27 protein-coding genes and 6 pseudogenes are annotated in these 26,450 nt (G+C 59.7%); 17 read left to right on the top strand and 16 right to left on the bottom strand.

Annotated features, from left to right (window positions below; all coding sequences use genetic code 11):
- The first annotated feature begins 91 nt into the window (after positions 1–91).
- The 3 genes from JFV26_RS14190 (at position 92) to JFV26_RS14180 (ending at position 1,935) form a co-directional block, all read left to right on the top strand.
- On the top strand, positions 92–823 hold the full coding sequence (locus JFV26_RS14190; RefSeq protein ID WP_201193275.1) for a LysR family transcriptional regulator: 732 nt from the start codon (positions 92–94) through the stop codon (positions 821–823).
- Entirely contained in the window at positions 808–990 is a 183-nt protein-coding gene (locus JFV26_RS34870) for a hypothetical protein (RefSeq protein WP_446739926.1), read from the top strand. Before JFV26_RS14190 ends, JFV26_RS34870 begins: the two co-directional genes overlap by 16 nt.
- A gap of 321 nt (positions 991–1,311) precedes the next feature.
- Positions 1,312–1,935 (top strand): hypothetical protein, encoded by a 624-nt coding sequence (locus JFV26_RS14180; protein WP_201193271.1) that lies wholly within the window; start codon positions 1,312–1,314, stop codon positions 1,933–1,935.
- Between the two features lie 156 nt (positions 1,936–2,091).
- Here the strand turns inward: JFV26_RS14180 and mqo are convergent, their stop codons facing one another.
- Together mqo and JFV26_RS14170 are read right to left on the bottom strand one after the other, a co-directional pair.
- A complete protein-coding gene (gene mqo, locus JFV26_RS14175; protein WP_201193269.1) occupies positions 2,092–3,744 on the bottom strand; it encodes a malate dehydrogenase (quinone) in 1,653 nt (550 codons plus the stop codon).
- Positions 3,745–4,292: 548 nt separating this feature from the next.
- The gene (locus tag JFV26_RS14170) at positions 4,293–4,514 is read right to left on the bottom strand and encodes a hypothetical protein (protein ID WP_201193267.1); all 222 of its coding nucleotides are present in this window, start codon (positions 4,512–4,514) and stop codon (positions 4,293–4,295) included.
- A gap of 179 nt (positions 4,515–4,693) precedes the next feature.
- On the opposite strand from JFV26_RS14170, the gene JFV26_RS14165 reads away from it, so the two are divergent.
- On the top strand, positions 4,694–5,125 hold the full coding sequence (locus JFV26_RS14165) for a nuclear transport factor 2 family protein (RefSeq protein WP_201193265.1): 432 nt from the start codon (positions 4,694–4,696) through the stop codon (positions 5,123–5,125).
- 177 nt (positions 5,126–5,302) lie between these two features.
- Here the strand turns inward: JFV26_RS14165 and JFV26_RS14160 are convergent, their stop codons facing one another.
- A complete protein-coding gene (locus JFV26_RS14160) occupies positions 5,303–5,521 on the bottom strand; it encodes a polysaccharide lyase family 7 protein (RefSeq protein ID WP_342215455.1) in 219 nt (72 codons plus the stop codon).
- A 113-nt stretch (positions 5,522–5,634) separates the two neighbouring features.
- On the opposite strand from JFV26_RS14160, the gene JFV26_RS14155 reads away from it, so the two are divergent.
- Together JFV26_RS14155 and JFV26_RS14150 are read left to right on the top strand one after the other, a co-directional pair.
- The gene (locus JFV26_RS14155) at positions 5,635–5,949 is read left to right on the top strand and encodes a DUF2388 domain-containing protein (protein WP_201193261.1); all 315 of its coding nucleotides are present in this window, start codon (positions 5,635–5,637) and stop codon (positions 5,947–5,949) included.
- Positions 5,950–6,062: 113 nt separating this feature from the next.
- Positions 6,063–6,464, top strand: coding sequence for a hypothetical protein (locus JFV26_RS14150; RefSeq protein ID WP_201193259.1), 402 nt, complete (start codon positions 6,063–6,065; stop codon positions 6,462–6,464).
- A gap of 228 nt (positions 6,465–6,692) precedes the next feature.
- On the opposite strand, the gene JFV26_RS14145 is transcribed toward JFV26_RS14150, so the two are convergent.
- The 3 genes from JFV26_RS14145 to JFV26_RS14135 are packed head-to-tail and all read right to left on the bottom strand — an operon-like array spanning position 6,693 to position 9,935.
- Complete coding sequence (locus JFV26_RS14145) at positions 6,693–8,039, bottom strand: glutamine synthetase family protein (RefSeq protein ID WP_201193258.1); 1,347 nt, start codon at positions 8,037–8,039, stop codon at positions 6,693–6,695.
- A gap of 23 nt (positions 8,040–8,062) precedes the next feature.
- On the bottom strand, positions 8,063–8,620 hold the full coding sequence (locus JFV26_RS14140) for a helix-turn-helix domain-containing protein (protein WP_201193256.1): 558 nt from the start codon (positions 8,618–8,620) through the stop codon (positions 8,063–8,065).
- 25 nt (positions 8,621–8,645) lie between these two features.
- On the bottom strand, positions 8,646–9,935 hold the full coding sequence (locus JFV26_RS14135; RefSeq protein ID WP_201193254.1) for an FAD-dependent oxidoreductase: 1,290 nt from the start codon (positions 9,933–9,935) through the stop codon (positions 8,646–8,648).
- Between the two features lie 225 nt (positions 9,936–10,160).
- Between JFV26_RS14135 and JFV26_RS14130 the strand changes: the two genes are divergently transcribed.
- Entirely contained in the window at positions 10,161–10,835 is a 675-nt protein-coding gene (locus JFV26_RS14130; protein WP_201193252.1) for a DUF3313 domain-containing protein, read from the top strand.
- A gap of 162 nt (positions 10,836–10,997) precedes the next feature.
- On the opposite strand, the gene JFV26_RS14125 is transcribed toward JFV26_RS14130, so the two are convergent.
- Positions 10,998–11,720, bottom strand: a complete 723-nt coding sequence (locus tag JFV26_RS14125) for a tellurite resistance TerB family protein (RefSeq protein ID WP_201193250.1) — start codon at positions 11,718–11,720, stop codon at positions 10,998–11,000.
- A 175-nt stretch (positions 11,721–11,895) separates the two neighbouring features.
- Here JFV26_RS14125 and JFV26_RS14120 point away from each other — a divergent pair, with 175 nt between their 5' ends.
- From JFV26_RS14120 to pcsA, 3 genes and pseudogenes are all read left to right on the top strand, one after another.
- Positions 11,896–12,261 (top strand): VOC family protein, encoded by a 366-nt coding sequence (locus JFV26_RS14120; protein WP_201193248.1) that lies wholly within the window; start codon positions 11,896–11,898, stop codon positions 12,259–12,261.
- 27 nt (positions 12,262–12,288) lie between these two features.
- Positions 12,289–12,713, top strand: a pseudogene (locus tag JFV26_RS14115) (GNAT family N-acetyltransferase).
- Between the two features lie 311 nt (positions 12,714–13,024).
- Positions 13,025–13,747 carry a phosphatidylcholine synthase gene (pcsA, locus tag JFV26_RS14110; RefSeq protein ID WP_201193246.1) on the top strand — a complete coding sequence of 241 codons (723 nt, stop codon included), beginning with the start codon at positions 13,025–13,027 and terminating at the stop codon, positions 13,745–13,747.
- 169 nt (positions 13,748–13,916) lie between these two features.
- Here the strand turns inward: pcsA and JFV26_RS34155 are convergent, their stop codons facing one another.
- The 3 genes from JFV26_RS34155 to JFV26_RS14100 form a co-directional block, all read right to left on the bottom strand.
- On the bottom strand, positions 13,917–14,048 hold the full coding sequence (locus JFV26_RS34155; protein WP_274610349.1) for a hypothetical protein: 132 nt from the start codon (positions 14,046–14,048) through the stop codon (positions 13,917–13,919).
- Positions 14,049–14,273: 225 nt separating this feature from the next.
- Complete coding sequence (locus tag JFV26_RS14105) at positions 14,274–14,696, bottom strand: hypothetical protein (protein ID WP_201193244.1); 423 nt, start codon at positions 14,694–14,696, stop codon at positions 14,274–14,276.
- A 68-nt stretch (positions 14,697–14,764) separates the two neighbouring features.
- Positions 14,765–15,364, bottom strand: coding sequence for a SagB/ThcOx family dehydrogenase (locus JFV26_RS14100; RefSeq protein ID WP_201193242.1), 600 nt, complete (start codon positions 15,362–15,364; stop codon positions 14,765–14,767).
- Positions 15,365–15,511: 147 nt separating this feature from the next.
- Between JFV26_RS14100 and JFV26_RS14095 the strand changes: the two are divergent.
- A pseudogene (locus tag JFV26_RS14095) lies at positions 15,512–15,745 on the top strand (GNAT family N-acetyltransferase); the annotation flags it as partial.
- Between the two features lie 186 nt (positions 15,746–15,931).
- Here the strand turns inward: JFV26_RS14095 and JFV26_RS14090 are convergent.
- Positions 15,932–16,744, bottom strand: a complete 813-nt coding sequence (locus JFV26_RS14090) for a class I SAM-dependent methyltransferase (RefSeq protein ID WP_201193240.1) — start codon at positions 16,742–16,744, stop codon at positions 15,932–15,934.
- 51 nt (positions 16,745–16,795) lie between these two features.
- Entirely contained in the window at positions 16,796–17,068 is a 273-nt protein-coding gene (locus JFV26_RS14085) for a DUF4242 domain-containing protein (protein ID WP_201193238.1), read from the bottom strand.
- 249 nt (positions 17,069–17,317) lie between these two features.
- On the opposite strand from JFV26_RS14085, the gene JFV26_RS14080 reads away from it, so the two are divergent.
- From JFV26_RS14080 to JFV26_RS14070, 3 genes are all read left to right on the top strand, one after another.
- Positions 17,318–17,779: a GNAT family N-acetyltransferase gene (locus JFV26_RS14080; protein WP_201193236.1), complete on the top strand. Its 462-nt coding sequence runs from the start codon at positions 17,318–17,320 to the stop codon at positions 17,777–17,779.
- Between the two features lie 277 nt (positions 17,780–18,056).
- Positions 18,057–19,103: a class I SAM-dependent methyltransferase gene (locus JFV26_RS14075; RefSeq protein WP_201193234.1), complete on the top strand. Its 1,047-nt coding sequence runs from the start codon at positions 18,057–18,059 to the stop codon at positions 19,101–19,103.
- Between the two features lie 215 nt (positions 19,104–19,318).
- Complete coding sequence (locus JFV26_RS14070) at positions 19,319–20,161, top strand: NAD-dependent protein deacetylase (protein ID WP_201193232.1); 843 nt, start codon at positions 19,319–19,321, stop codon at positions 20,159–20,161.
- A gap of 39 nt (positions 20,162–20,200) precedes the next feature.
- Here JFV26_RS14070 and JFV26_RS14065 read toward each other — a convergent pair whose 3' ends face one another.
- Positions 20,201–21,100, bottom strand: coding sequence for a LysR family transcriptional regulator (locus tag JFV26_RS14065; RefSeq protein WP_201193230.1), 900 nt, complete (start codon positions 21,098–21,100; stop codon positions 20,201–20,203).
- Positions 21,101–21,347: 247 nt separating this feature from the next.
- Between JFV26_RS14065 and JFV26_RS34445 the strand changes: the two are divergent.
- The 3 genes and pseudogenes from JFV26_RS34445 (at position 21,348) to JFV26_RS14050 (ending at position 23,939) form a co-directional block, all read left to right on the top strand.
- Positions 21,348–22,045 (top strand): annotated as a pseudogene (locus JFV26_RS34445) (CoA transferase subunit A).
- A gap of 36 nt (positions 22,046–22,081) precedes the next feature.
- Positions 22,082–22,746 (top strand): annotated as a pseudogene (locus JFV26_RS14055) (CoA transferase subunit B).
- An 11-nt stretch (positions 22,747–22,757) separates the two neighbouring features.
- Positions 22,758–23,939, top strand: a complete 1,182-nt coding sequence (locus JFV26_RS14050) for an acetyl-CoA C-acetyltransferase (protein ID WP_201193228.1) — start codon at positions 22,758–22,760, stop codon at positions 23,937–23,939.
- Between the two features lie 83 nt (positions 23,940–24,022).
- Here JFV26_RS14050 and JFV26_RS14045 read toward each other — a convergent pair whose 3' ends face one another.
- The 3 genes and pseudogenes from JFV26_RS14045 to JFV26_RS14035 all read right to left on the bottom strand — a co-directional run bounded on the left by JFV26_RS14045 (position 24,023) and on the right by JFV26_RS14035 (position 26,318).
- On the bottom strand, positions 24,023–24,277 hold the full coding sequence (locus tag JFV26_RS14045) for a hypothetical protein (protein ID WP_201193226.1): 255 nt from the start codon (positions 24,275–24,277) through the stop codon (positions 24,023–24,025).
- Positions 24,250–25,571, bottom strand: a pseudogene (locus JFV26_RS14040) (Nramp family divalent metal transporter). Before JFV26_RS14040 ends, JFV26_RS14045 begins: the two are co-directional and overlap by 28 nt.
- A gap of 212 nt (positions 25,572–25,783) precedes the next feature.
- Positions 25,784–26,318: pseudogene (locus tag JFV26_RS14035) on the bottom strand (chalcone isomerase family protein).
- Positions 26,319–26,450 lie beyond the last annotated feature (132 nt).

Here is a 26,450-nt window from a genome sequence, read left to right as displayed (position 1 = left end):
TTTAGGCGATGTGCGACACACTCTACCCAATGCGATCTCTAAGCAGGAGTGATGTAAATATGATTAAGTCCATCTGTTTAAGTGATGGGTCATGATCGGAAATCTCAGCTTGGATCAGTTGCGGATCCTTGTAACCATTGCTGATACAGGCAGTTTCTCGGCAACCGGACGTCACCTGCGGCGTGCTCAATCTGCCATTAGCCAGTCGATTGCCACACTTGAGTCAGTTCAAGGTGTGAAGCTGTTTGATCGGAGCGGCCATCGTCCAACGCTCACTGAGGTTGGTAGAGTGCTCGTGGTTCAAGCGCGCGCAGTGCTGGCAAGCGCTGCCCAGTTTGAAGCAATGGCCGCCAGTACGGCAGCAGGGGTTGAGCCGGAGTTGGCGCTCGCCATAGACCCTTTAGTCCCTAGCGCACCGCTCATCGAAAGCCTGCGCGCTCTGCGCGAGGCGTTTCCGCATCTGGCAGTGAGTTTTTCTACAGAAGGCCTGGGCGGCGCAGAGCGCCGATTGCGCAACGGCGATGCGGCACTGGCGCTGTGCACATTGATTCCGACAGTGCCCGACGATATCACCGCACTGCCGCTGCTCAGCGTCGACTTGCGGCCAGTAGTCGCCAGCGGGCATCCCCTGGCGATGTTAGGCCGTCGGGCAACAAGTGCAGACCTCAAGCCTTATGTGCAACTGCTACTTTCCGATCCGGTTTCTCCCGACGGCCCTAGCTATGGGGTGACGGGCAGTCACCAGTGGCGGTTTGTAGATTTGGCACGGCGGCTGGATTTTTGCTCGCCGGGTTCGGTTGGTGCCGAATGCCAGAGCATCTGATTGCGGATCACTTGGCTTCAGGACGCCTCCTGCCGCTTGAGTTAACCGCCGAACTTCAGCGCACTCCCGACACACTTACGATCTACGCAGCGCACATGCAAAATCGCTCTCTAGGGAAAGCAGGCCGATGGCTTCTGAATGATCTGACCCGTCGTCTGTGCCTGTGATGATACGAAGACGACTAACGTCAGCGGTTTGGTTTTCCCGTTGGCCAAAGGGCTGATGCGGTTAATCGAAGCGGTTGTGCAGGGACTGCCCGGGCCGTGATCGTCTGTGCGTATTTCGCAGGCCAGGGTCTGATGCCTGCCCGCTTACTGTTGAAGCGATGCAGATCTACTACGATTTCCTGGATTTCGGAACGTATCGATCCGAGTTCCCGGAGGACTCGCAGCCCTACCCCGATGCGTGCATTGCAGAGCATCAGGTTTTCCTGTCGACGCTTAAAATGGGGGAAACTGATTGGACATCTCAAGGATGAAGGACAGGAAATGAGCATTTTCAGTCGACTCAAAAGCCTCATTAGACGCAGCCCTCAAGAGCAAGTCGTCGGTTACTCCCTTCCAGATTTGAAGTCGGTTTTTACTCCGCCGTTATCAGGCCCCGCTCGTCCCTTCGCCGACTATCCGCCAGTGGTGCCGTTGGAGGATGTCGGTGTTCGCGCCTATTACGCTACTTTTCTGATCACACCGGAAGACGCTGATCAATTCGCGGCACTGGTCGAATCGAATTTCAGTTTCGCCGATGAAAAACCATTCAATAACCATCCCGTAAAGCGCTATTCAAACGTCCGTAAAAGCGAGCACTTGATCTACTTCAACTCCGGTTCCGAGTTCAACGCCACGACAATTCGGATGGTGACAAATAGCGTCGATTTTCTGGGTACCGTTCAGGATTCGGGATGGGCTGTTCCGGCGCCGTGGATTGCGTTTGAGGGTTACAAGGCTTCTTGGTGGGGAGGCAACATGCAGGGGGCTCAGGGGTATTACAACGATCACTACTTCCTTCCGTTCTTTACTCGGTTGAGCGGGTTGGAGAAGCAGGCGTATTACGCGCGGTTCGACGCTAGCGATGAATGGATTGAGAGTTTGGAGTTGATGTATAGCGACGAGTGAGATTGCTATGGGGCTGCTTCGCAGCCCAGCGGGAGCTAGCTCCCTAGCCACAAAGACAGGTCCATTAGCGCGTCGTGGAAACCCTCTGAATTTCAATCACAAAAAAGCCCACTGACCGTCGCCGGTTCAGTGGGCTTTTTCAAATAAGGCTTCTAGTTACAGAGCCATATCACTTGCAGCATTAGGCTTAACAGCCTTCGCAGCGTCAGCCGGAGCTGGAGCAGCAACCGGAGCCCCGACTTGCGGGATCACCGGCGGTGGAGTCAGCTGCAATACCTTGGCGGTATAAGCCCACTCTTCAGCCACTTTGGCAGGGTTGCCGTTCAACTGTGTGCCATAGCTCGGCACGATCTGGTGCAGCTTTTCCTGCCAGGCCGGGGTTGCAACCTGATCCTTGAAGACCTTTTGCAGCACGGTCAGCATGATCGGTGCAGCGGTCGATGCGCCTGGGGAGGCGCCCAGCAGACCGGCGATGGTGCCGTCGGCGGAAGTAACAATTTCAGTACCCAGCTTCAGCACGCCACCGGCCGCTTCATCACGTTTGATGATTTGCACGCGTTGGCCGGCTTGCCACAGGCGCCAGTCTTCGGCTTTGGCGTTCGGGAAGTATTCTTTCAGGGCGTTCATGCGGTCTTCGTCGGACAGCATGAGTTGGCCGGCAAGGTACTCAACCAGTGGGTATTCCTTGATGCCGACTTTGGTCATCGGCCAGATGTTGTGGGTGGTGGTGCTGGTCAGCAGGTCCAGGTACGAGCCTTCTTTGAGGAACTTGGTGCTGAAGGTCGCGAATGGGCCAAACAGGATGACGCGCTTGCCGTCCAGGACACGGGTGTCCAGGTGCGGAACCGACATTGGCGGTGCGCCAACGGAGGCTTTGCCGTAGGCCTTGGCCAGGTGTTGCTCGGCGATGGTCGGGTTGTCGGTCACCAGGAACGAGCCGCCAACCGGGAAGCCTGCGTATTCCTTGGCTTCAGGAATGCCTGACTTCTGCAGCAGGTGCAGGGCACCGCCGCCCGCGCCGATGAACAGGAACTTGGCGTCGGTTTCGGTGGTGGTGCCGTCTTTCAGGTTCTTGTAGCTGACGCGCCAGGTGCCGTCGGCGTTCTTGGTGATGTCCTGTACTTCGCTGGACAGTTTCAAGTCGAACTTGGGCGTGGTTTGCAGGTGCGCAACGAACTGGCGGGTGATTTCGCCAAAGTTGACGTCGGTGCCGATCGGGGTCCAGGTGGCCGCGATTTTCTGGTTCGGGTCACGCCCTTCCATCATCAGCGGAACCCACTTCTTGATCACCGCCGGGTCTTCGGAGTACTGCATGCCGGCGAACAGCGGGCTCGCTTGCAGGGCTTCGTAGCGTTTTTTCAGGAACTTGATGTTGTCATCGCCCCACACGAAGCTCATGTGCGGAGTGGAGTTGATGAACGAATGCGGGTTCTTCAGAACGCCTTGCTGAACCTGCCACGACCAGAACTGACGGGAGATCTGGAAGGCTTCGTTGATTTCAACGGCTTTCGGGATCTGGACTTTACCGTTCTCGTCTTCCGGGGTGTAGTTCAGCTCTGCCAGGGCGGAGTGACCGGTACCGGCGTTGTTCCAGCCGTTGGAGCTTTCCAGGGCGACGCCGTCGAGGCGCTCGACCATTTCCATCGACCAGTCCGGTTGCAACTCATTGAGCCACACGCCCAGGGTTGCGCTCATGATGCCGCCGCCAATAAGCAGCACATCGACTTTCTTTGCCTCTTCCGCGTGAACGGACGTGATCCCCATCGACAAAGCCAGCCCCAATAGGGCCGTGTTCAGTTTTTTAAGCATGTGTTGCACCTATGATAAAACGCCATCCGCCCTTCCATCCCAACGCAAAAGGCCCCTGGTTCACGGCACACAGGCAGCATGTCGCGGGTTCCCGCACATCAGGATTGGAGGGTGGGCACACAAGGCCGACGGTTCCATCGACCTCAGTTTATATGTCCCTACTGAACTGACTTTTTATCATTATTGGCTTCAGCTACTTGAGCGACATTGATCCTGTTGGCACGCCGCAAGGGCGCACTAACTGAATAGGTCAAAGCAAGTTGGCACGCAGAATATCACGACACGGCAAACCCGCGCGTCTGTTCCGGACTGGGTGGTCTGTATCGGATCTGGGGTTTATCGGCGTTTTTTTGCAAAACGTGACAGGAAAATCGTGCCGGACAAGTGATACACCCGAATCACGGTTGCACACGGTCGACGTAGGAGCTGCCGAAGGTTTGGGCCGCATTCGGACGATCTTTTGATCTTTGGCCCTTTCAGAAGCCGCCGAAGATCAAGGTCAAAAGATCGCAGCCTGCGCTGCCGACATAAACCGCTCGGGACACGGTCTAGCTCCCACCTCCCAGGCCCGCTATCGAATTGGCAAAGACGGCGCCCGCCTCGCGCAGCAGCACTCGCCACTCCGAGCCGGAGATGAGCCCCTTGCGCTCCAGTTCATCGGCAGCCTTCAGCAGTTCGTCGTAGTGCTCTTCGCTGTCCATGCGGATCTCGGGCTGTCTCAGCAATTGGTACCAGGCAGCCAGGGCTTGCTGCTTTGCTTGATCATTCATGGTCGAGTTCCCGCGGGTCGTTTTCCCTTGGAAGTGCCTAATTGAAGGGCCGTTCCTCGCGCCCGACCAATGGCGATGAACGCCAGAATCGCTTGCTGACTTCTCCCTGAATTACCTGCTAAGTTGTACGACGACTGACAAATTAGTCAGTCGAGACCACCCACAACAAGGAAACACCCATGACAAAAACCAAGGTACTGATCGGTTTTCTCTGCCTCTTCAGCGGCTACGTCGCCGCCGCCCCGGCTGCCGCGGACAAGGACGTGGCGCAAGCGGTGGACCATTTGACCCAAGCCATGCTGCACAAGGACATTCCCGGCCTGGAAGCGCTGACGGCGGCCAACCTGAGCTACGGCCATTCCAGCGGTAAAATCCAGGACAAGAAAGCCTTTATTGCCGATATCGAAACCGGCAAAAGCGCGTTCAAGACGTTAGAGATGCAGAACCAGACCATTACCCTGTCGGGTGATACAGCGCTGGTGCGCAACCACTTCTCGGCCCAGGCGCTCAACGGCACTGAAGTGGTGCCGACCGAGATCGAGAACCTGCAGATCTGGCAGAAACAGCATGGGAAATGGTTGTTGGTGGGGCGCCAGGCTTTCCGTATCTGACTGACGTAATGGGTGTCTGGACTTAAGTCATCGCGAGCAGGCTCGCTCCCACTGGGGATTTGTGAACACCACAGATTCACGGTGTGCGAGCTTGCTCGCGATAAGGCCCGCACAGGCAACCCCGTTCAGGGCTTGGTATGCGCCACATCCAGCTGACTGAACGTCACCTTGGTCCCTTCATTTTGTAGCTGGCGCTGTCCAGCGTTCACTGCCCGGTTTCAGCCGATAGTTGGCAATCACATTGCCCTGCCTGCTGGCAGCGTCGTACTGGTATTCGACATTCAGCAGCGGGCCTTTGCGTTGATAGCGATGGATTTGCCCCATCACGATCCGGCCCGTTGAAGGCACTTGATTAACCTTCAACGCCGCCTTCAACCGGTGATCGGCTGCACTTATGACTGATTCCCTTCTACAAGGTTTGTGCGCATCAATTGAACTCCTGAGCCCCGCCGCACCTCCTAAGTAATGTGTTACTTCCTTTTCGCTTTACGCTGTTGGAGGACGACGCCATGCGCCGCATGCTACTCATTACTTCTCTGATATTGTGCCTGCCCATCGGGTCAGCCCTGGCCGTAAGCGGCAAGGATGTTGCGACCTCGGCAGGGGTTTCCGCTTCGCTGTATTCGACCTTCAAGGATCACAAAATGGTGATTCCGGCCCGGGATGACGTCTCTGCGTTTGTTGCCAGTGACGGCGCTATTCGTGGGGTCTACATGGAAGCGGTGTTGCATCAGATCCGCCAGGACAACCCTGGCCTCAACGCCACCGACGAAGACCTGGCCAATGCGATCCTCGTTCAATACGAAGGGCCAGCGCCTCACTAAACACCGGTGTTCACTCGCGTGAGTATCAGGGGCAGGCTGGTATAAATGCCTGCCCTTGGTCCGCGCTCGCACGCTATGGGCAAAACCGATCACGGGCCACTATGATTGAGCCCATGACGACCTCGACCCCGATCCGTTCACCCTGCCCACCCGGTGCCTGCATTTGCGGGCGTGACCCGTTACTGGAAACTCCCGGTGCGGACGTGCGCATCCTGTTTCTGACCCGTCAGGATGAGAAACGCCTGCTTGAGCGCCTGGAAAACCTGCAAAGCCTGACCGACCTTGAACACGTGCAGCAGCTGATGTACGAGCGCTTGGGCATTCGCGTGGAACTGCTGCCGAGCTTCAACGAAGTGCGAACCATGCGCGGCATCGGCATTCAGATCGAGGAACTGCCGGGTCTGTGCCGCAAGACCCGCGCGGCGATTCCAGCCGCCATTCGTCGCAGCCTGGAAAAGCGCCCGCAGATCGCCTACGAGCTGCTCAACGCCAACGACTTGCTGCGCGATGCCTGAGTAGTTTCAGCCGCGCATCACATGAGCATGCAAGTCCACGCAGCGCTGACCGATGAGCAAATGGCCCCGCTGTTGGCGGCGACGGGCAAGCACTAAGCGCCATTGAAGGTGCACAAAACCTGTGGGAGCGAGCCTGCTCGCGATGAGGCCGTCATTGTCACCATTGATGTTGCCTGACACACCGCCATCGCGAGCAGGCTCGCTCCCACGAGGATGTCGACTCAGGTTTTAAAGGTACCAGCGGTATTCGCGGGCACTGATTTCTTGCAGGAACGCCAGGTGATCCTGGCGTTTGTTCTCGCAGAAAACATCGACAAACTCGGCTCCCAAGCCTTCGCGCAGCTGCGGCTGATGCTGCATGGCGCGCACGGCGTCGAGCATTTCCAGCGGAAAGTCGATGCCGCTGTTGCGCTCGTCATTCAGCGACGGGATCGGCTCCAGCCCCGCATCCAGCCCGCGCTCCAACCCCACCAGAATTGCCGCCAGCACCAGGTACGGATTCGCATCGGCGCCGGCCAGACGGTGTTCGATCCTCAGGTTTTTCGAATCGGACTCGGGAATGCGCAGGCACGCATCGCGGTTCTCGTAACCCCAGCTCGCTTTCGTCGCGACGTTCACCGTGCCGCCCAGACGCCGCAGAGCGTTCTGGTTCGGCGCGAAAATCGGCATGCAGTGAGGCAGCAACTCCAGGCAACCGGCCACGGCATGACGCAATGATTGTTGGCGGTTGGCGGCCAACACGTTGTTACCGGCCGCGTCGTAGAGACTCACATGCACATGCATGCCGCTGCCCGGATGCTGCAGGTAAGGCTTGGCCATGAAACTGGCACGGTAACCGTGCTTGAGGGCAACGCCTCGGGTGCTGCGGCAAAACAGCGCCGCCCAGTCAGCGGCACGCAGCCCGTCAGCAAGGTGACCGAAATTGATCTCAAACTGACCAGGCCCCAGTTCAGCGGTGATGACCGTGGTATCGATGCCCTGAATCCGTGCGGCTTCGACCATTTCATCGAGTACGGGGGCAAAGCGCGACAGTCTTTCAATGTGCATGTTTGGCTGGTCATCGGCATCTTCCGTCAACCCATCCCGAGGAAATTGCGGCAAGCCGTCGCGCAGTTGTTTGTCGAACAGGTAGAACTCCAGCTCGAACGCCACCACCGGATGAATGCCTTTACCCGCCAGCCGATCAAGGACTTGCGCGAGCACTTCGCGTGGCTCGAAAACAATCGGCTTCTCGGTGCCATCCGAGGTGATCAGCATCTGGCCCAGTGGCTGCGCTTCCCAGGTCACCGGTTTGAGTGTGCCAGGTACCAGCCGACGCAATGCGTCTGGGTCGCCGTCGTTGAAGCAGTAGTCGCCGATCTTGAACAAGCCACCCTGCGCGCCCAGCAGCACGCAGTTTTGCGGCAGCTTGAGCGCGCTGCCGGCGGCGACCTTTTCCAGCATTTCCACGGGGTAGCGCTTGCCATAAAAATGCCCTGGAATGTCCAGGGAAATGAGGTCGACGTAACGCACCTCGGGGAAGCGTTGGCGAAAGGCACGCACTTCGGCCAGCAGATCAGAGCAGGCAGCATCCATCGTTGTTGTTCCTTTTATTGTTATCAGGTGTAGACCCAAAGCACTCGCGTGAGATGCTCGGTGAGATTGCCGTAGCGGCAACGGGTGTGACTATCGAATTGAAAACTGTCCCCGGCCTGCAAAGTGGCTGGCTCGTCATCATCGCCAAGCCACAGCGTCAGTTCGCCTTCGAGCACGTAACCGCCCTGTTCCGAGCTGTCACTCAAGTGCCGCTCACCACTGCTGGCACCCGCTTCGAGATGACTTTCAAGCATGGAAAACGAGGCTCTCATCTTCGGTGAAACCAGAATGTCGGTAATGCCGTTGGCGTAGTACAGCGTGCGGCGTTCGTCTGGCCGGGTGACCCATGGCAATTCCTTGGGTTTTGGCAAGCTGTAGAAGTAGGTCGTTGGCACGCCCAGGGTTTCGCTGATCGCCGTCAAGTCGGCGACCGTGGGCCGTGACAAGCCACGCTCGACCTGCGACACAAAACCCACCGAACGACCCATTTTGTCAGCCAGGTCCTTCAAGGTGTATTTCTTGTGTTTGCGCAGGTCGTGAATAAGGATCGCGAGTGCGGCAATTTCTTCTTGCTTGTTCATGCCAGGGATTCCCGAAAATGGTCCATCAGATGCTGTCGCGCAGCCGGTACCAGGCCTTGCCGATGGCTTCCAGCGGTGCTGCCAGGTATTTACCGCCGGGAAAACTGCGATTGCTCAGCCCTTGATACAACGCCAATTCATCCGGCCGGCCGAGAATGGCATCGGCCACGGCGCGGGCAGCGGCCAGTGTCGGCAGCACGCCATGCCCGGAATAACCCTGCAGCCAGTAGCGGTCGCCCTGCCGGCCAATGTCAGGGGTGCGGTTGAGGGTCAGGTCGATATGCCCGCCCCAGGCAAACTCCAGCTCGACACCTTTGAGCTGCGGGAAGACCCGTTCCAGAAAAGGTCGCGTCGCCCCGGCAATGTCCCTGGGCATGCCGCCCAGATAGGTGCAGCCACCACCGAACAGCAGTCGGTTATCTGGCGTGCGCCGGAAATAGTCGAGGACGAACTGGTTGTCGGTGACGCAGACATTGCTCGGCAGTAGCGCGCTCGCTTGTTCCGGCGCCAGGGGCGCAGTGGCCACCTGGTAGGTACCGACTGGCAGAACACAACTGGCGAGTTGGGGGTCGAGTCGATCCAGATACGCATTACAGGCCAGCACCAGCACATCCGCCCGGATTGACCCACGCTCGGTGTTCAGCAGAAATCGCCCGCCCTCCTCTCGGTAGCTCAACGCTTTGCTTTGTTCATGAATACGGCCGCCCGCTCGCTCGACAGCGGACGCCAGGCCAAGTGCGAGTTTCAGCGGATTGAGGTGCGCACCCTCAGGGTCGTAAAGGCCGGCCTGATAACGCTCGCTGGCCACCCATTCAGGCAACTGCTCACGACTGATGAACTGCAAACCATCGTGGCCCCATTTGTGAGAGGCCTCGTGTTGCCATTCGGTCAACAGGCTGACCCGACGGGGCATGACCGAGGTCCAGAGATGCCCGGCGCGATAATCGCAGTCGAAACCATGGCGCCCGGGCAATTCGCGCAACTCCTGCGCGGCCCAGCGCATACCGTCCCACAGTCGCCTTGCGCGTTCATACCCTAGCGCAGCTTCCAGTGGCGGCATGTCACACGACCAGCCAAGAATGGCCTGTCCGCCGTTACGTCCGGAGGCCGCCCACGCCACGCGGCTGGCGTCCAACAGCGTTACGCGCTTGCCGGCCAAAGCCAGACGCAATGCGGTGTGCAGGCCACTGAAACCCGCGCCAACGATCACAACGTCAGTGTCTTGATCCCCCACCAGCGCGGGCCGCGCGTTCAGCAGATTGGCGCAACTGTGGGCGTAATAGCTGGCGACATGTCGCTTGGATTGCTGAAACACAGGAAGTTCCATGAAATTATGTTTTTATAATTTCATGAAAAACTACAGCAATAATTTCACGCAGGCAACGCCGATTCATCCTTCATACAAGTCGACGCCGGGCATTCGAACGTCCGGTCAGTTCGACAATGCCTGGATTCAAGTTGTGACCGGGAACATGACCTGGCGTTTTTGAACTACCGTTATCGAAAAATAACGACATCACCCCACGGAGCACACAGCACTATGAACTTGTCCCGAAAAATATTCATCGGCGCCGCACTGGCCAGCCTGTTGCTGGGCGGTTGCACCTCGAAAGTCACCGAGCGGGAGCAGTATTCGGGCTTCCTGCCCAACTACAACAACCTACAGGAAGTGACCACCACCAGCGGCGAGAAGGCCATGCGCTGGGTCAGCCCGTCGTGGAACCCCAACGCCTACGACACCGTGGCATTCATGAAGCTGGAACTGTATCCGACGCCAAAACCCAACGATCGGGTCGACCTTCGGACGCTGCAAGAATTGCAGAACTACATGACCAGCAACGCCAGGGGCGTACTCGGCCAGAAATACCGCATTGTGAGCAGTGCCAAGGCAGCACCGCCAGGCTCCAAAACGCTTGTCCTGCGGGCGGCGATCACCGGTGTAACCGCGTCTAACGAAGGTATGCAATGGTATGAAGTAGTGCCGGTTGCCGCGGTGGTTGGCGGGGTGAGTGCGGCCTCGGGCCATCGTACTCAGGACACCACGCTGTTTCTTGAAGCCGAGTTGGTGGACGCGAGCAACAACCAGGTCGTGGTCAAAGTGGTGCGCAAGGTGTTTGGCGAGCAGTTGAGCAATACCAGCCAGAAAATCACCGTCAATGACTTCAAAGCGGCGATCAACAAGCTGACGGCCGATTTGCAGGCGTTTATCCGGTAAAACACGCCCACCGTAGGAGCTGCCGAAGGCGGCGATCTTTTGATCTTGCTCTTTTCGATGTGGAAGCCACCGAACAGCAAGATCAAAGATCGCGCCTGCGGCAGCTCCTACAGGGATTGGGTGCGTCCGTTGAATCAATCGGTGCACAAGTGAGGATTCTTGTTAAGCCGCGCCACCCTTGGCCTGCTGTTCCAGATGCACCTGCAACTGCGGATCAATCTTCAGCGCCGCCGCCAGTTCATCCAGATAATTGCGCTCGGCGTCTTGCTGATCGTCCACCACCATCACGCTGGCCAGGTACATTTCCGCAGCGATGGCCGGATCGGTGGCCGATTGCGCCACATCGGCGGCGTCCAGCGGACGGGCGACTTCGGCGTCGAGCCATTGCTGCAGTTGCGGGTCATCGGTGTGGCGGCCGATTTCGGCGCTGATCATCTGTTTCTCCTTGTCGTCGATCCGGCCATCAGCCTTCGCGGCAGCGATCAACGCGCGCAGCACCGCGTGGCTGTGCTCCTCGACTTCCGGGCCGGACAACAGGTCGACCGTGCGCGGCGCCTGTTGCGGTGCTGAGGCCTGGCTGCGCTGCCAGGTTTGATAGGCCTGGAACGCCATCATCCCGAGGGACGCCAGCGCCGCGTAGTTGGTGCCGCCCGAAGAGCGGCTCTGGGTCGAGCCACCCAACGCTGAGCCACCGCCCAGCAAACCGCCGAGCAAGCCACCCAACCCGCCACCGCCAGCACTGGAACCGGCGCCACCGCCCAGCAGGCCGCCGAGCAATCCACCGAGACCATCCAGGCCTCCCTGGGACGACGAAGCGCCGCCCTGTTGCGCCGTCGAGCCTTGGCCGGCCCGCAGCAGTTGTTCGAGCAAATCGCTGGTGTTCATGACGAAGCCCTCATTGATAGGCAGAACGCGGTCAGGCAACGATAGCCCCGCCCGACAATTGTGCCAGCACCGTTTGGCCGACGTGCCCCTCCCTCAAACCGCAAACGCTCACGCTACTGACAGAAACTGACAGTGCTCCCTTCTATGCTTGAGCGACCTACAACGGAGCCGTCCCATGATCACGCCTCGCTATCTGTTGCTGTTCGTCGAAAATCCCGCCGTCAGTGCACGGTTTTACGAGTTTCTGCTGGACCTCAAACCCGTGGAAGAATCCCCGACCTTCGCGTTGTTTGTGCTTGATGGCGGCTACAAGCTGGGGCTCTGGTCGCGGCACACCGCTGAGCCGGCGGTGGGGATGACCGGCGGCGGCATCGAGTTAGCATTTGCGGTGGCGTCTGCAGAAGAGGTCGACGGGATTTTCGCCAAATGGTCCAGCCTCGGTCTGAGCATCCTGCAACCGCCCACCGAACTCGATTTCGGCCGCACCTTCGTCGCGCTTGACCCCGATGACCATCGGCTGCGAGTGTTCTACCCTCGCTAACCCGCCGCCCAGAGGATCACCCCAGCCATGGATCAGCATCAGATCGTCGTCAGCGACGTGATCGAACCTGAAGTCGCCGACGTACTCAGCGCCGGGCTCAGTGCCTTCAATGATCAGGCCACGGGGATCAACGACCGGCAGGCGCTGGCGGTAACGATCCGCGATCCTGAGACTCATCAGGTGCTGGGCGGGATGACCGGCCGTACATCGCTGGGCCTGCTGTTTCTCGACTTGTTCTACTTACCCGAGTCGCTGCGCGGCTCCGGGCTGGGCTCACGACTGCTCCAGGCCTGTGAAGACGAAGGCCGTCGGCGCGGCTGTCGTTCGGCGGTGCTCTACACCTTGAGTTTTCAGGCCCTGGGTTTTACGAGAAGCACGGCTGGCAGCGCTTTGGCGAGCTCCCGTGCCTGCCGGAGGGCACCAGCCGGGTGTTTATGAGCAAGGTGTTGTAAACCCACCGCCGACCCAATGTGGGAGCGGGCTTGCTCGCGAAAGCGGTGTATCAGCCACCCTCAATATCGACTGGCAGACCGCTTTCGCGAGCAAGCCCGCGCCCACAGGGGTTGTGGTGTCTGGAGAACCACATCCGGGCAAACAGCCCGGCAGATTTATCCGAAGTATTTTTCTACAGCGCGCTAAGATTTAAAGGTGGTGAACCTTATCCCCGGATTCCCGGTCGATACCTGCAACCCGACCCGGTTTGCCGACGCCCCCATATAGAAGGGTGCTGACTGGCTTGCTTCACTTTCTGGAGAACGCCCCCGTGATATCAACCTTACACATCGCCAGACTCAAAGCATGGAGCGCCCATGGTTTTACCGCGACCGGCGTGGTCACGGCCTTCCTGGCCACCCTCGCGCTGCTGGAAAACCAGCCGATCCATTGCCTGCTGTGGCTGGGCGTGGCGCTGATCGTCGACGGCCTCGACGGGGCGCTGGCACGCAAGGTCAATGTGCAATCGGTGCTGCCGAGTTTCGACGGTTCGATCCTCGACCTGGTCATCGACTACCTGACCTACGTGTTCATCCCGGCGCTGTTCATCTACCGCTACATCCCGTTGCCGGACTACACGCTGCTGCTGACCGTGTCGCTGATCCTGGTCTCGTCGCTGTTCTGCTTCTGCAACGTCAACATGAAAAGCAAAGACAACTACTTCCAGGGCTTCCCCGCGGCCTGGAACGTCGTCGCGCTGTGCCTGTACATCATCGCCCCGTCGCCATGGGTGACGCTGCTCACCGTCATCGGCCTGGCGCTGCTGACCGTGACCCGAATGAAATTCCTGCACCCGTTTCGCGTACGCAAGTTCATGCCGATCAACATCGCCGTGACCGCCATCTGGCTGTTGTGCAGCTTGTCGCTGGTGGTCAACCACCCGGTGATCAACCCACTGGTGATGGGCCTTTGGCTGCTGATGTCGGCGTACTTCCTGGGGATCTGCATCTGGCGCACGGCCATGGAGTGGTTCGACGGCTCGCGGCACAAGTAACCGGGCGCCGAAGCCACCTGATCGCCCGAACAACACAAATCCCCTGTGGGAGCGAGCTTGCTCGCGAAAGCGGTGTGTTAGTCACCATCAATATCGACTGACACATCGCCTTCGCGAGCAAGCCCGCTCCCACATTGGGTTCAGCGCTACCTTCTGGATCATGTGGGGTTCAAGCGGTGATAGCGACTTTCATCACGCCATCGCGCTGATGTGCAAACAGTTCATACGCCGCTTCGATGTCTTCCAGCACGATCCGGTTCTTTTCAACGAATATCGCCGCTTTCATCCTCGCAACGATCATCGCCTCCGGTGGTCGCGCCTGCGCTTGAATTCAGCGCGAAGCCCAGACTGCGCCGCATGGACGGATGAAAGATTGATCATGATCAATGAATAAATTGGCCAGCCACTGCACACAATCTTGTGTAGGAGCTGCCGAAGGCTGCGATCTTTTGACGTTGATCTTTTTCGGCGCTGCTGAGCGCAGCCTTCGGCAGCTCCTACGGTGAAGTCTTGATGAACGGGCGGCTCAATACGAACGCTGTTTTATTCCCCAGCGCCCTTCGTCCCAAGTCACCACCCACAGGTTTTCATGAAACGTGATGACGGCCCCATCCGCTCGATTGCGCGAATACCGAACATACAAATGGACCTTTCGAGGGCTCACCAGGACCACACGCTTATCCTGGTAAACCGTATGGTCCCAGCCCGTCTGACGCGTCAACTCAACAAAAAAATCATCCGGCAGCTGCCCGGCCCGGTCCCAGATCACCAGGTTTTCCCCGGAAAGGATGACGTGAGGAAAGTGAAGAAAGCAATCCATACCCGCCAGGTCCCGAGCGTTGAAGGCGTCGGTGAAGGCTTCGATACAAGCGATGGCTGCACACGCCATCGCCGCCTCATCGAAAGCATCGCTGCGATCAGGCAGAAAAAGTGCATTGGTATTTTTCATGCTGCGAACGAGCTCCTGCCTGTGTCGAAAAATCGCTATCCGTAGAGTGGCGATGTTCAGTCTGCCGATCAAACTGCCGGTTGGCCAACGCAGAAAAGCGCCACGGGCTGACGGGTTTCATCCAGTTCAAAAGTACGTTTCATTGCGCCATCGTCAAAACCCATTACCACCACAGCCCCCAACCCTTGTGCCGTCACCGCCAGGTACATGTTTTGCGCGACCGCTCCCGCTTCAAAATCGACATAACGCGCGCCACGCAAGCCATCCGCTTGCTGTTCGGCAAAGTGCTGGATGGCCAGGTCTCGGTTTGCGATGATCACCACCACAACGGCAGCGTCCTCCAGCCAGGTTTCATCACCCAGCGCGGCGCCATTCAGAACCCCGGCCGCAAGGCTGGGACCGGACACTGTGAGCTGCGCCGAATCGGGCTCGAAGGCGTAGAAACCTGGTGACAAGCCCTCGACCCGACGAACGATGACGCCCAGGGTCAGCGGATACAACGCATGGGCCGAGGGCGCTGTACGCTTGCCCTCTGAGGATGTCCGGCCCTGCCCGGCAGACAGGATGTTGAGCACGGCGCTCAGCGGGATGGGGTCGCCGGTGTAACGTCTGACGCTGCGCCGGCGGGCGAGCAGGTTCTGCAGGGCTGTTGCGTTCGAAGCATCCATTGCACGTGGGTCCCGATTTTGCGGAACCTCGATTAAAGCAGTTCCCATGATGTGGTGGTTGTCGGAGCAGATTTATTTTGCGCGACCGAAATGCGATCCCCTGTAGGAGCTACCGAAGGCTCGGGCCGCGTTCGGACGATCTTTTGACGTGGCTGGCTCTATTCGGTTGCAGTGCATCCGGCACAGCGCCGACAAGGGTTGGGCGCCAGGCTGGTACGCCATGCCGAGCAAGCTTTGACGGCGCGCGGATGCATGAAGATCAATCTGCAGATTGTCAGCACCAATGAAAGCGTGAAGGGTTTTTATGAATCCCTGGGCTATGCCGTGGAGCCGCGCCTCAGCATGGGGAAGAAGGTTGAGGTGAACATTGCGCAGATCTGACGTTCCGTAATCGCGAGCAGGCTCGCTCCCACTTGACCGAGTCAGCCGCAGATTTTGTGCAAGACACCGATCAAGTGTGGGAGCGGGCTTGAACGCGAAGAGGCCGTAACATTCAACATCACCGGTGACTGACACACCGCCTTCGCGAGCAAGCCCGCTCCCACATTTGATCTGCATTGCCAATCATCAACACCGTGTGATCACCACTTCCAGATACTCACTCGGCACCACCAGCGAAGCCTCCCCCGCTCGGTTCATCCGGTTCAGCAACTCGCCAAGGTCCCTTTCCAGCCCTGTGGCCCCGTCAACCGGCAACACCGCAAACGCCTTGTGCACCGGCCCGTACCAGTTACGGAAGGTGTCGATGAAGTGCGCCGCCGAGCGGTAGCGGAAGTTGAAGGTTCGACGCGTCACCTGGGTCAGGAAGTCCTGGTCATTGAAGTGCGTGTGCAACCAGGCTTCGTTGCCCCAGTTCGACGGTGGTAATGCTACGGGCGGCGGCGGAACATGACGGGCAAGCACCTTGAACATCTGGCCGACAAAGCCCTCCGGCGTCCAGTTGGCCAGGCCGATGCGCCCACCGGGGCGGCAGACCCGCGCCAGCTCCGTGGCGGCCTTGGGCTGGTCCGGCGCGAACATCACGCCGAAGGTCGACAGCACGGCGTCGAAACTGCCATCGTCGAAGGGCAGTGCTTCGGCGTCGGCGACTTGAAAAATCACCTCCAGCCGTTCGGCCCTGGCGCGGTCTTCACCGCGTTCCAGCAGCGCTGCCACATAATCGGTGGAGGTGACGTCGCAGCCTCGGCGGGCGGCGGCGAGCGTGGCATTGCCGTTACCGGCGGCGACGTCCAGTACCCGCTCGTCGCAGCGCAAGTCGCAGGCTTCGGCCAGTTGCTCGCCGACGATCTGCAACGTGGTGCCGATCACGGTGTAGTCGCCGCTGGCCCAGGCGACCATCTGACGGTTTTTCAGGGCAGCAAGATCAATAGGTGTACTCATGAAGCGTGGCTCCCTCGCGGGTTGGAACACGGATCAGGCTTTGACGGACGACTACTCCGCCGTGGTGGGATCGATGATGTTCATGACCTGCGACACGCTGTTGGCCGGAAAACCGCCTTGCCTGGCATGTTCCCGGATGAGTTCTGCGTTCGGCGCGATGTATACGCAGTAGACCTTGTCGCCGGTGACGTAGCTCTGCAGCCATTGCACCTCGGGGCCTAACTCGCGCAGTACGTTGCAGGACGTTTGCGAGATCCCTTTCAGTTCCTGTTCTGACAGTGATCCCGCGCCTGGAATCTCGCGTTCAATAATGAACTTGGGCATGGCAACCTCTCTTTCTTGTTATCGGTGACAGCTTCTTATGGGTGACCGCCTGGGGCAGTTACCCTGCTCGCCAACTATCGCCCTGGGGCATCGCCGCGTTGTAGCCGGTCGTCCGGTGACGGGCCTGAATCCGCTGTTCGCCGATAAACGGCGGTCGATCTGTTAGAGCGGTGTAACACTGCGCCTTGGGATTGCCGACCGCTCAATCATCAGCGCTTATACGTCACCGACTTTGAAAGGATTCAACCCATGCAACCGCGTCTGGACTGGCTCGCCCATCACCCGCAATACAGCGATACGTTCGCCGGGTGGATTCATCGGCAATTCCATTACGAATACGCCGAACAACCCCTGCCCGACTGGCAGCGCGAGTTCGCCGCCGGCCAAACCAATGGCGACTGGAAATGCCTGATTGCGCTGGACGGCGATCAACTGCTGGGCGGTGCGGCACTGGCCAAGGCCGACCTGGCTCATCGACCCGATCTCGGTCCGTGGCTGGCCTGTGTATTCGTCAGCCCCGAGGCGCGCGGCCAAGGTCTGGCGGAGCGCTTGATCGAAGGGATTTGCGAACAAGCCAAAACCACGGGGGTGTCTCGGATGTATCTGCACACACAGGACAGGAGCGACTACTACGCCAAGCGTGGCTGGACGGTGCTCGAGGGTTTCCAGGCCTGGGAAAAGGACCAGTGGCTCATGACTCGATACCTGTGAGCCATTGATCTGATAGAAGAAACACCGCATCCCCCTGTGGGAGCGGGCTTGCTCGCGAAGGCGGCGTCACATTCAACACATTGGTTGACTGACAGTCTGCTTTCGCGAGCAAGCCCGCTCCCACAAGGGGACTTCGTCGCCTCCCACAGCGGCGCACGAGCGGCGAACTAAACTTGATAATTACCCCCGCAGGGGTTCATTCCCACGACCACCGCCCAGAGGCGCAAGCCTCGACAACACTGCCTCTGGACCGTGATCCTTTATAGGAGCACACGTGATGGACGAGGCCAGACTTAACGATTTCATGGGCAAACTGGTCAACGACATGGGCGGCGCGGCGATGCTGGCCAATGTCATTCTCGGCGAAGAACTCGGCCTCTATCGGGCCATGGCCGACAGCCAGCTGATCAGCCCCGAAACCCTCGCCGACAAGACCGGTTGCCATCCGCGCCTGTTGCGCGAATGGCTGAGCGCCCATGCCGCTTCCGGCTATATGGAACACCGTGACGGCCAGTTCCGCCTGCCCGAGGAGCAAGCCCTGGCGCTGGCGATCGAAGATTCCCCGGTGTACATCGCCGGTGGTATCGGGGTGGTCGCGTCGTTTTTCCATGACAAGGACAAACTGGTCAAAGCCATGCGCGGCAATGGCGCCCTGTCGTGGGGCGAACACCATCCGTGCATGTTCAGCGGCACCGAGCGGTTCTTCCGCCCCGGCTACAAGGCGCACCTGGTGGCCGAGTGGCTGCCGGCGCTGGAAGGCGTGGTCGCCAAACTAGAGGATGGCGCCAAAGTCGCGGACATCGGCTGCGGCCATGGCGCGTCCACTGTGATCATGGCCCAGGCGTTCCCCCACTCACGGTTCGTCGGGTTTGATTACCACGCGCCCTCCGTCACCGTGGCCATCCAGCGCGCCGAAGAAGGTGGGGTGGCCGGGCGCGCGCGGTTCTTCCAGGGCACTGCCAAAAGTTACCCTGGCACCGACTATGACCTGGTCTGCTACTTCGATTGCCTGCATGACATGGGCGACCCGGTGGGCGCGGCGCGGCACGCCTTTGACTCGCTGAAACCGGACGGCACGGTACTGCTGGTCGAGCCCTACGCCAACGATGCTCTCGACGACAACGTCAACCCGGTCGGGCGGTTGTTCTATGCGGCCTCGACGTTCATTTGCACCCCGAACTCGCTGTCCCAGGAAGTCGGCCTCGGGCTCGGCGCCCAGGCAGGCGAAGCGCGGTTGCGCAAGGTGTTCACCGAGGCCGGGTTCAAGCATTTCCGGCGGGCCACGGAAACACCGTTCAACCTGATTTTGGAGGCGCGTAAATAAGAAAACCACAGCCCTTGTAGCAGCTGGCGAAGCCTGCGTTCGGCTGCGCAGCAGTCGTGAATCCAAGTTGCGCGGTGTATCAGAAGGATCGCGAACTCCGGTTTCACGACTGCTTCGCAGCCGAACGCAGCCTTCGGCAGCTGCTACAGGTCGCGATACGGCGTGACGGCAAATGCTATCTTGCAAACACTCAAGGCCTCTGCGGAGTGTTGAACATGCTCGATAGCCCCATCCGCGAACAACTCGACCGTCTTCAGCAGTTAATGGCCGACCAGCCGTTCGCTGTCCTGACCGGTGCCGGCATCAGCACCCCGTCGGGCATTCCGGACTACCGCGACAACCAGGGCGTGCGCCGCGGCCGGCAACCGATGATGTATCAGGAGTTCCTCGCCGCCCCCGAGTCCCGGCGCCGCTATTGGGCACGGGCGATGCTCGGTTGGCCGCGGGTGCGTCTGGCCAACCCGAACGCGGCCCACGAGGCGCTGGCCAGTTTGCAGAGTTCGCGGCAGATCGGCGGGCTGATCACCCAGAACGTCGACACCTTGCACGACCAGGCCGGCAGCCATGACGTCATCGAACTGCATGGCAGCCTGCACCGGGTGCTGTGCCTGGACTGCGGCCAGCGCAGCGAGCGGGATGCGATTCAACAGCTGATGGAAGCGCAAAACCCCTACCTGGCCGGGGTCGATGCGGTACAGGCGCCGGATGGCGACACCCTGCTCGACCCGGCGTTTGAAGCGCGGTTTCAGGTACCGCACTGTCCGCATTGCGGCGAGGCGCGGATGAAGCCGGACGTGGTGTTTTTTGGCGAGAACGTTGCGCAAGTCACGGCGGCCAAGGCCATGGCGGCGGTGGAACGAGCGGCGGGTTTGCTGGTGGTGGGGTCGTCGTTGATGGCGTATTCGGCATTCAGGTTGTGCCGGGCGGTGGTGGATCAGGGTAAGCCGTTGATTGCGATCAATCTGGGCAAGACCCGGGCGGATGACATTTTGGAGATGAAAATTGAGGGTTCTTGCGAACAACTGCTTCCCCTACTGACACACCGCCTGCCCCTGTAGGAGCTGCCGAAGGCTGTGTACATCCGTCAGTTCCCGGTTTCAGGGCCTGAGCCGTTGGCCAAGGTTCGCCTCCTTGAGCACATCAAACAACGCCTGCGCCGCCGCCGACAGTTCATGCCCCGGCTTGGTCAGCACGCCAATCGCCCGCTCCACCACCGGGTCGCGCAAGGTGATGCAGTGCGCGCCCAACTCCTGCATCTGCCGCACGCACAACGCCGGCACCGCGCTCACGCCCAGGCCGCTGGCGACCATCCGTCCCACCGTCGCCAGCTGATGACTTTCAAACTCCACCGGCAGCTTCATAGCGCGAGCCTGCAAGTGCTCTTCGAGCATCACCCGCACCGTGGACGGTCGTTGCAAGGTGATGAACGGCTCCTTCAATAAAGTCTGCCAGTCGATCTCATCGAGTTTCGCCAGCGCCGAATCATGGGGCACCACCGCCACAAACCGGTCGAGGTACAACGGCGTGAACTCCAGCGACGAGCTGTGCGCCGGCTCAAACGACACGCCTAGCTCCACTTGCCGGTCGCGGACCATTTCCAGCACCTGCTCGTTGATCACGTCGTTCACCGTGACGTTGACTTTCGGGTAACGCGCGCGGAAGGTCTTGAGGATCGGCGGCAGCAGGTTGCCGGCAAACGATGGCATCGCAGCCAGGGTCACGCGCCCGCGCTGCAGGGTGAAGCGTTGACGCAGTTCATCTTCGGCATTGTCCCAATCGGCGATCAGCCGACGGGCCAGCGGCACCAGGGACTCGCCCTCGGGCGTCAGCGCCACGTTGCGCGTATTGCGGCTGAACAGGCGCCCGCCCAAGCCTTCTTCAAGGGCCTTGATGGTCAGGCTCAACGCCGATTGCGACAGGTGCAGGCGCTCGCAGGCCACGGCAAAACTCAGGCTCTGGGCCACGGCCAGGAAGGCGCGGATCTGCTTGACGGTCATCGTCGCTTTGCTCCAGTTGCGTAGGAGCTGCCGCAGGCTGCGATCTTTTGATCTTGATTTTCGGCGGCTTGAAGATCACAAAAGATCAACGTCAAAAGATCGCAGCCTTCGGCAGCTCCTACAGGGGTATTAGTGAGTTTTATCTATCAATCAACCTTAAAAATCAACTTAACAAATGAATACTCTGGCGAGACACTCATTCCCACTACGGCTAGCCAGCCGCCCATAAAGAATAAAAGAGGTGCATATGGCAGGTTTCGACAAGCGCGTGAGCTCCTACGAGGAAGCCCTTGCAGGTCTTGAAGACGGCATGACCGTGATCTCCGGCGGCTTCGGCCTGTGCGGCATCCCGGAAAACCTCATCGCCGAGATCAAGCGCAAAGGCACCCGCGACCTCACGGTGGTTTCCAACAACTGCGGCGTCGACGGTTTCGGCCTCGGCGTGCTGCTGGTAGACCGGCAGATTCGCAAGGTCGTTGCCTCCTACGTCGGCGAGAACAAGCTGTTCGAAGAGCAACTGCTCAGCGGCGAAATCGAAGTCGACCTGACCCCCAAGGCACTCTCGCCGAAAAAATGCGCGCGGGCGGCGCCGGCATCCCGGCCTTCTTTACCGCCACTGGCGTCGGCACCCCGGTCGCCGAAGGCAAGGAAGTGCGCGAATTCCAAGGTCGCCAGTACCTGATGGAAGAATCCATCACCGGTGATTTCGCCATCGTCAAAGGCTGGAAAGCCGACCACTTCGGTAACGTGATCTATCGCCACACCGCCCAGAACTTCAACCCGCTGGCCGCCACCGCCGGCAAGATCACCGTGGTCGAAGTCGAAGAAATCGTCGAACCCGGCGAGCTGGAACCGTCGCAGATCCACACCCCTGGCATCTACGTCGACCGGATCATTTGCGGCACGTTCGAGAAGCGCATCGAACAGCGCACCGTGCGTAAGTGATCCCCTGCCCCCGGCCCGAATGAAGGAATAACAACAATGGCACTTTCCCGCGAACAAATGGCTCAACGCGTCGCCCGCGAAATGCAGGACGGCTTTTACGTGAACCTGGGCATCGGTATCCCGACCCTGGTCGCCAACTACATCCCTGAAGGCATGGAAGTCATGCTGCAGTCGGAAAACGGCTTGCTCGGCATGGGGCCTTTTCCTACTGAAGAAACCATCGATGCCGACATGATCAACGCCGGCAAACAAACCGTGACCGCCCGTATCGGCGCTTCGATTTTTCCTCGGCCGAGTCCTTCGCGATGATCCGCGGTGGCCATGTCGACCTGACCGTGCTGGGCGCCTTTGAAGTAGACGTGCAAGGCAACATCGCCTCGTGGATGATCCCCGGCAAAATGGTCAAGGGCATGGGCGGCGCGATGGACCTGGTCGCTGGCGCAGACAACATCATCGTCATCATGACCCATGCGTCCAAGGATGGAGAGTCCAAGCTGTTGTCCAAATGCAGCCTGCCGCTGACCGGCGCCGGATGCATCAAGCGCGTATTGACCGACCTCGCCTTCCTGGAAATCAAGGACGGCGCGTTCATTCTCAAAGAACGTGCACCTGGTGTCAGCGTCGAAGAGATTGTCGCCAAGACCGCCGGCAAACTGATCGTGCCGGATCATGTTCCTGAAATGCAATTCGCTGCCCAGTGAGGAATTTTTCCATGCAAGACGTCGTTATTGTTGCCGCCACCCGTACCGCCATCGGCAGTTTCCAGGGTGCCCTGGCGGGTGTGTCCGCCGTTGATCTGGGTGCGGCGGTGATCCGTCAGTTGCTGGCGCAAACCGGGCTGGACCCGGCGCAAGTCGATGAAGTGATCATGGGCCAGGTGCTCACCGCCGGTGCCGGGCAAAACCCTGCACGCCAGTCGGCGATCAAGGCCGGCCTGCCGTTTACCGTGCCAGCCATGACCCTGAACAAAGTCTGCGGTTCGGGCCTCAAAGCCCTGCACCTGGCGACCCAGGCGATTCGCTGCGGCGATGCCGACGTGATCATTGCCGGCGGCCAGGAAAACATGAGCCTGTCCAACTACGTCATGCCCGGCGCCCGCACCGGTCTGCGCATGGGTCACGCGCAAATCGTCGACACCATGATCAGCGACGGTCTGTGGGATGCGTTCAACGATTACCACATGGGTATCACTGCCGAGAACCTGGCGGACAAGTACAGCCTGACCCGTGAGCAACAGGATGCTTTCGCCGCGGCCTCCCAGCAAAAAGCCACGGCAGCCATCGAAGCCGGGCGTTTTGTCGATGAGATCACGCCGATCCTGATCCCGCAGCGCAAGGGCGATCCGCTGTCCTTCGCCACCGACGAACAGCCACGGGCCGGCACCACTGCCGAGTCCCTGGGCAAATTGAAACCGGCCTTCAAGAAGGACGGTTCGGTGACCGCCGGTAACGCCTCGTCGCTGAACGACGGCGCCGCTGCGGTGATCCTGATGAGCGCCGAAAAAGCCAAGGCCCTCGGCCTGCCGGTACTGGCGAAAATCGCCGCGTACGCCAACGCCGGTGTCGACCCGGCGATCATGGGCATCGGCCCGGTTTCGGCGACTCGTCGCTGCCTGAGCAAGGCCGGCTGGTCCATCGACCAACTGGACCTGATCGAAGCCAACGAAGCCTTCGCCGCGCAATCTTTGGCAGTGGCCAAGGACCTGGAGTGGGACTTGAACAAGGTCAACGTCAACGGCGGCGCCATTGCGCTGGGCCACCCTATCGGCGCGTCGGGTTGCCGAGTGCTGGTGACGTTGCTGCATGAAATGATCAAGCGTGACGCCAAAAAAGGCCTCGCCACCCTGTGCATCGGTGGTGGTCAAGGCGTAGCGTTGGCGATCGAACGGGCTTAAAGCGTTCAACAGACAGTGCGGGGACCCACGAATATCCGCTCGCTGTCTGGCGACACCCCCGGTGCGACTCCCGTCGCACCGGGTCATACACCTGACTGAAACGGTGAACCCGCTCCCCTGTAGGAGCTGCCGAAGGCTGCGATCTTTTGATCTTGATCTTGATCTTGATCTTGATCTTGATCTTGATCATCTGTGATCGGGAAACCGTCGAAAATCAAAGTCAAAAGATCGCAGCCTTCGGCAGCTCCTACAGGAGAACGCATTCCCATGTAGGAGCTGCCGAAGGCTGCGATCTTTTGATTTTTGATCGTCAAACCACCCACTGCAAAATCAACCACGCATTCGCCGCACTGATCACCCCGAATAACCCCCACGCCAACACCCGTGTCGGCAGCCGATTCACAAATGGCCCCATCAACTTGTGGTCGTTGGTCATGCTGATCAACGGGTACAACGCAAACGGCAATTGCAGGCTCAGCACCACCTGACTCAGCACCAACAGCTTGCCAATCGCGTTGTCGCCCATCAGCCACACGCCGATAAACGCCGGGATCAGCGCCAGCCCACGGGTGATCAGACGCCGCTGCCAGCAAGGAATCCGCAGGTTCAGGTAACCCTCCATGATCACCTGCCCGGCGATGGTCCCGGTGAAGGTCGAACTCTGCCCCGAGGCCAGCAGCGCGACGCCGAACAGCACGCTGGCCAAGGCCCCGCCCACCAGCGGATCGAGCAAGTGATAGGCGTCCTGGATGTCCACCACATCGCCATGCCCGGTGGCGTGAAACGCGGCCGCCGCCAGAATCAGGATCGCCGCGTTGACCAGCAAGGCCAGGGCCAGGGAGCCGATGGTGTCGATGCGCGCCAGTTTGACCGCGTCCTGCTTGCTGGCCAGGTCCTGGCCGATCATCCGGGTTTGGACGATCGAGGTGTGCAAGTACAAGTTATGCGGCATCACCGTGGCCCCGAGAATGCCGATGGCGATGTACAGCGGCGCCGCATCGCCGATGGCCGCCAGTGACGGCGTGAAGCCGCGGGCGACGTCCGGCCAGTAGGGTTTGATCAGCATGAGCTCGACGAAGAAACACACGCCGATGGTGGCGACCAGCACCAGCATGATCGCTTCGAGCCGGCGGAAGCCACGGTTCTGCAAGGCCAGCACCAGCAGCGTGTCGAAGGCGGTCAGCGCGATGCCGAAGGTCAGCGAGCAGCCGAGCAACAAATGGAACGCCAGGGCGCAACCGAGCACTTCGGCCAGATCCGTGGCGATGATCGAGATTTCCGCCAGCAACCATTGCGTGCGGGCGGTACGGGTGCTGTAGCGCTCCGGGACAATTGCGCCAAGTCACGTCCGGTGGCGATGCCCAGTCGCGAACACAAACACTGCACGACCATCCCCGCCAGGCTCGCCAGCAACACCACGAACAACAAGCTGTAGCCAAACCGCGAACCGGCCTCGATGGCCGTCGCCCAGTTGCCCGGGTCCATGTAGCCGATCGACACCAGCAAGCCCGGGCCGGCAAAGCGCAGCAGGCGCTTGAAGAACGTAGCGCCGGGGTCAACGGCAACACTGCCAGCCACTTCCGGCGGGCAAAACGGCGCGGTGGCGATTTTGGGCAAAAAACTGAAGTTCACGCAAACATCCGTCGGCAGGTGCAAAGGCGCAGCTTAGACGTTTCGACCACGTCCAGGCTATACACCAACTGGCGTAGGAGCTGCCGAAGGCTCGGGCCGCGTTCGGACGATCTTTTGATCTTGATCTTTGCCGACATTGAAATAGTTGAAGATCAAAAGATCGTCCGAACGCGGCCCGAGCCTTCGGCAGCTCCTACGAGGATCGAATGTCCTCAAGGTTTGGCGGTGCCCAGCAATTGCTGGCGCAACTCGGGATTACGGGTGCGCGGGTCGAGCCAGATATCGAAGAAGGCTCGGGCGAATTGCGGGTCATTCACTTCGTGCTGCAGTTGCTGGCCGACAAAAAACCGTGCGCCCTGCCCCGGCAAATATACCCCGGTGATCCGGGTGCCGGCCTGGACATCGACGAACGACTGTTGCATCTGGATCTGCCAGCCGGCCAGTTGCTCGGCGCTGACCGAGGAGCCGGACAACCGTTTGATTTCATCGACGCTGGCCTTTACCAGGTCGTCCCGGGAAATGTTGCGCTGGTAGATCAGTTCCAGGGCAAATGGCTGGTCCGTCGCCAGCGGGCCGCGCCGCACTCCAGAGCCGGGCGTTGTAGACGTCAAAACCGAACACCCGACACTCGCCGGCACCCACGATCTGCGCACCGGGCAGTGCGTCTTGCCAACTGGCCAGCGCGTGCGTGCCGAGCAACACGAGCAGCCAGAGACTGTGACGAAGGCGTGATCGTGATCTGTTCATGGCGGCTCGACGTACGCTGGAGATCTCTTTAAAAGCTATACGCAAAAAGCGGCTCCGTACAATTTTCGAGGGTAAGGTTTTGTATACAAAACCCAGCCACCTCTAGCGCAATCCATCGCACACAATGCTAAC

This window comes from Pseudomonas sp. TH31, from assembly GCF_016650815.1.
Taxonomy (GTDB): Bacteria; Pseudomonadota; Gammaproteobacteria; order Pseudomonadales; family Pseudomonadaceae; genus Aquipseudomonas.
Note: the sequence above shows the minus strand (reverse complement) of the source record. Positions and strands in the feature narration are given on the sequence as shown.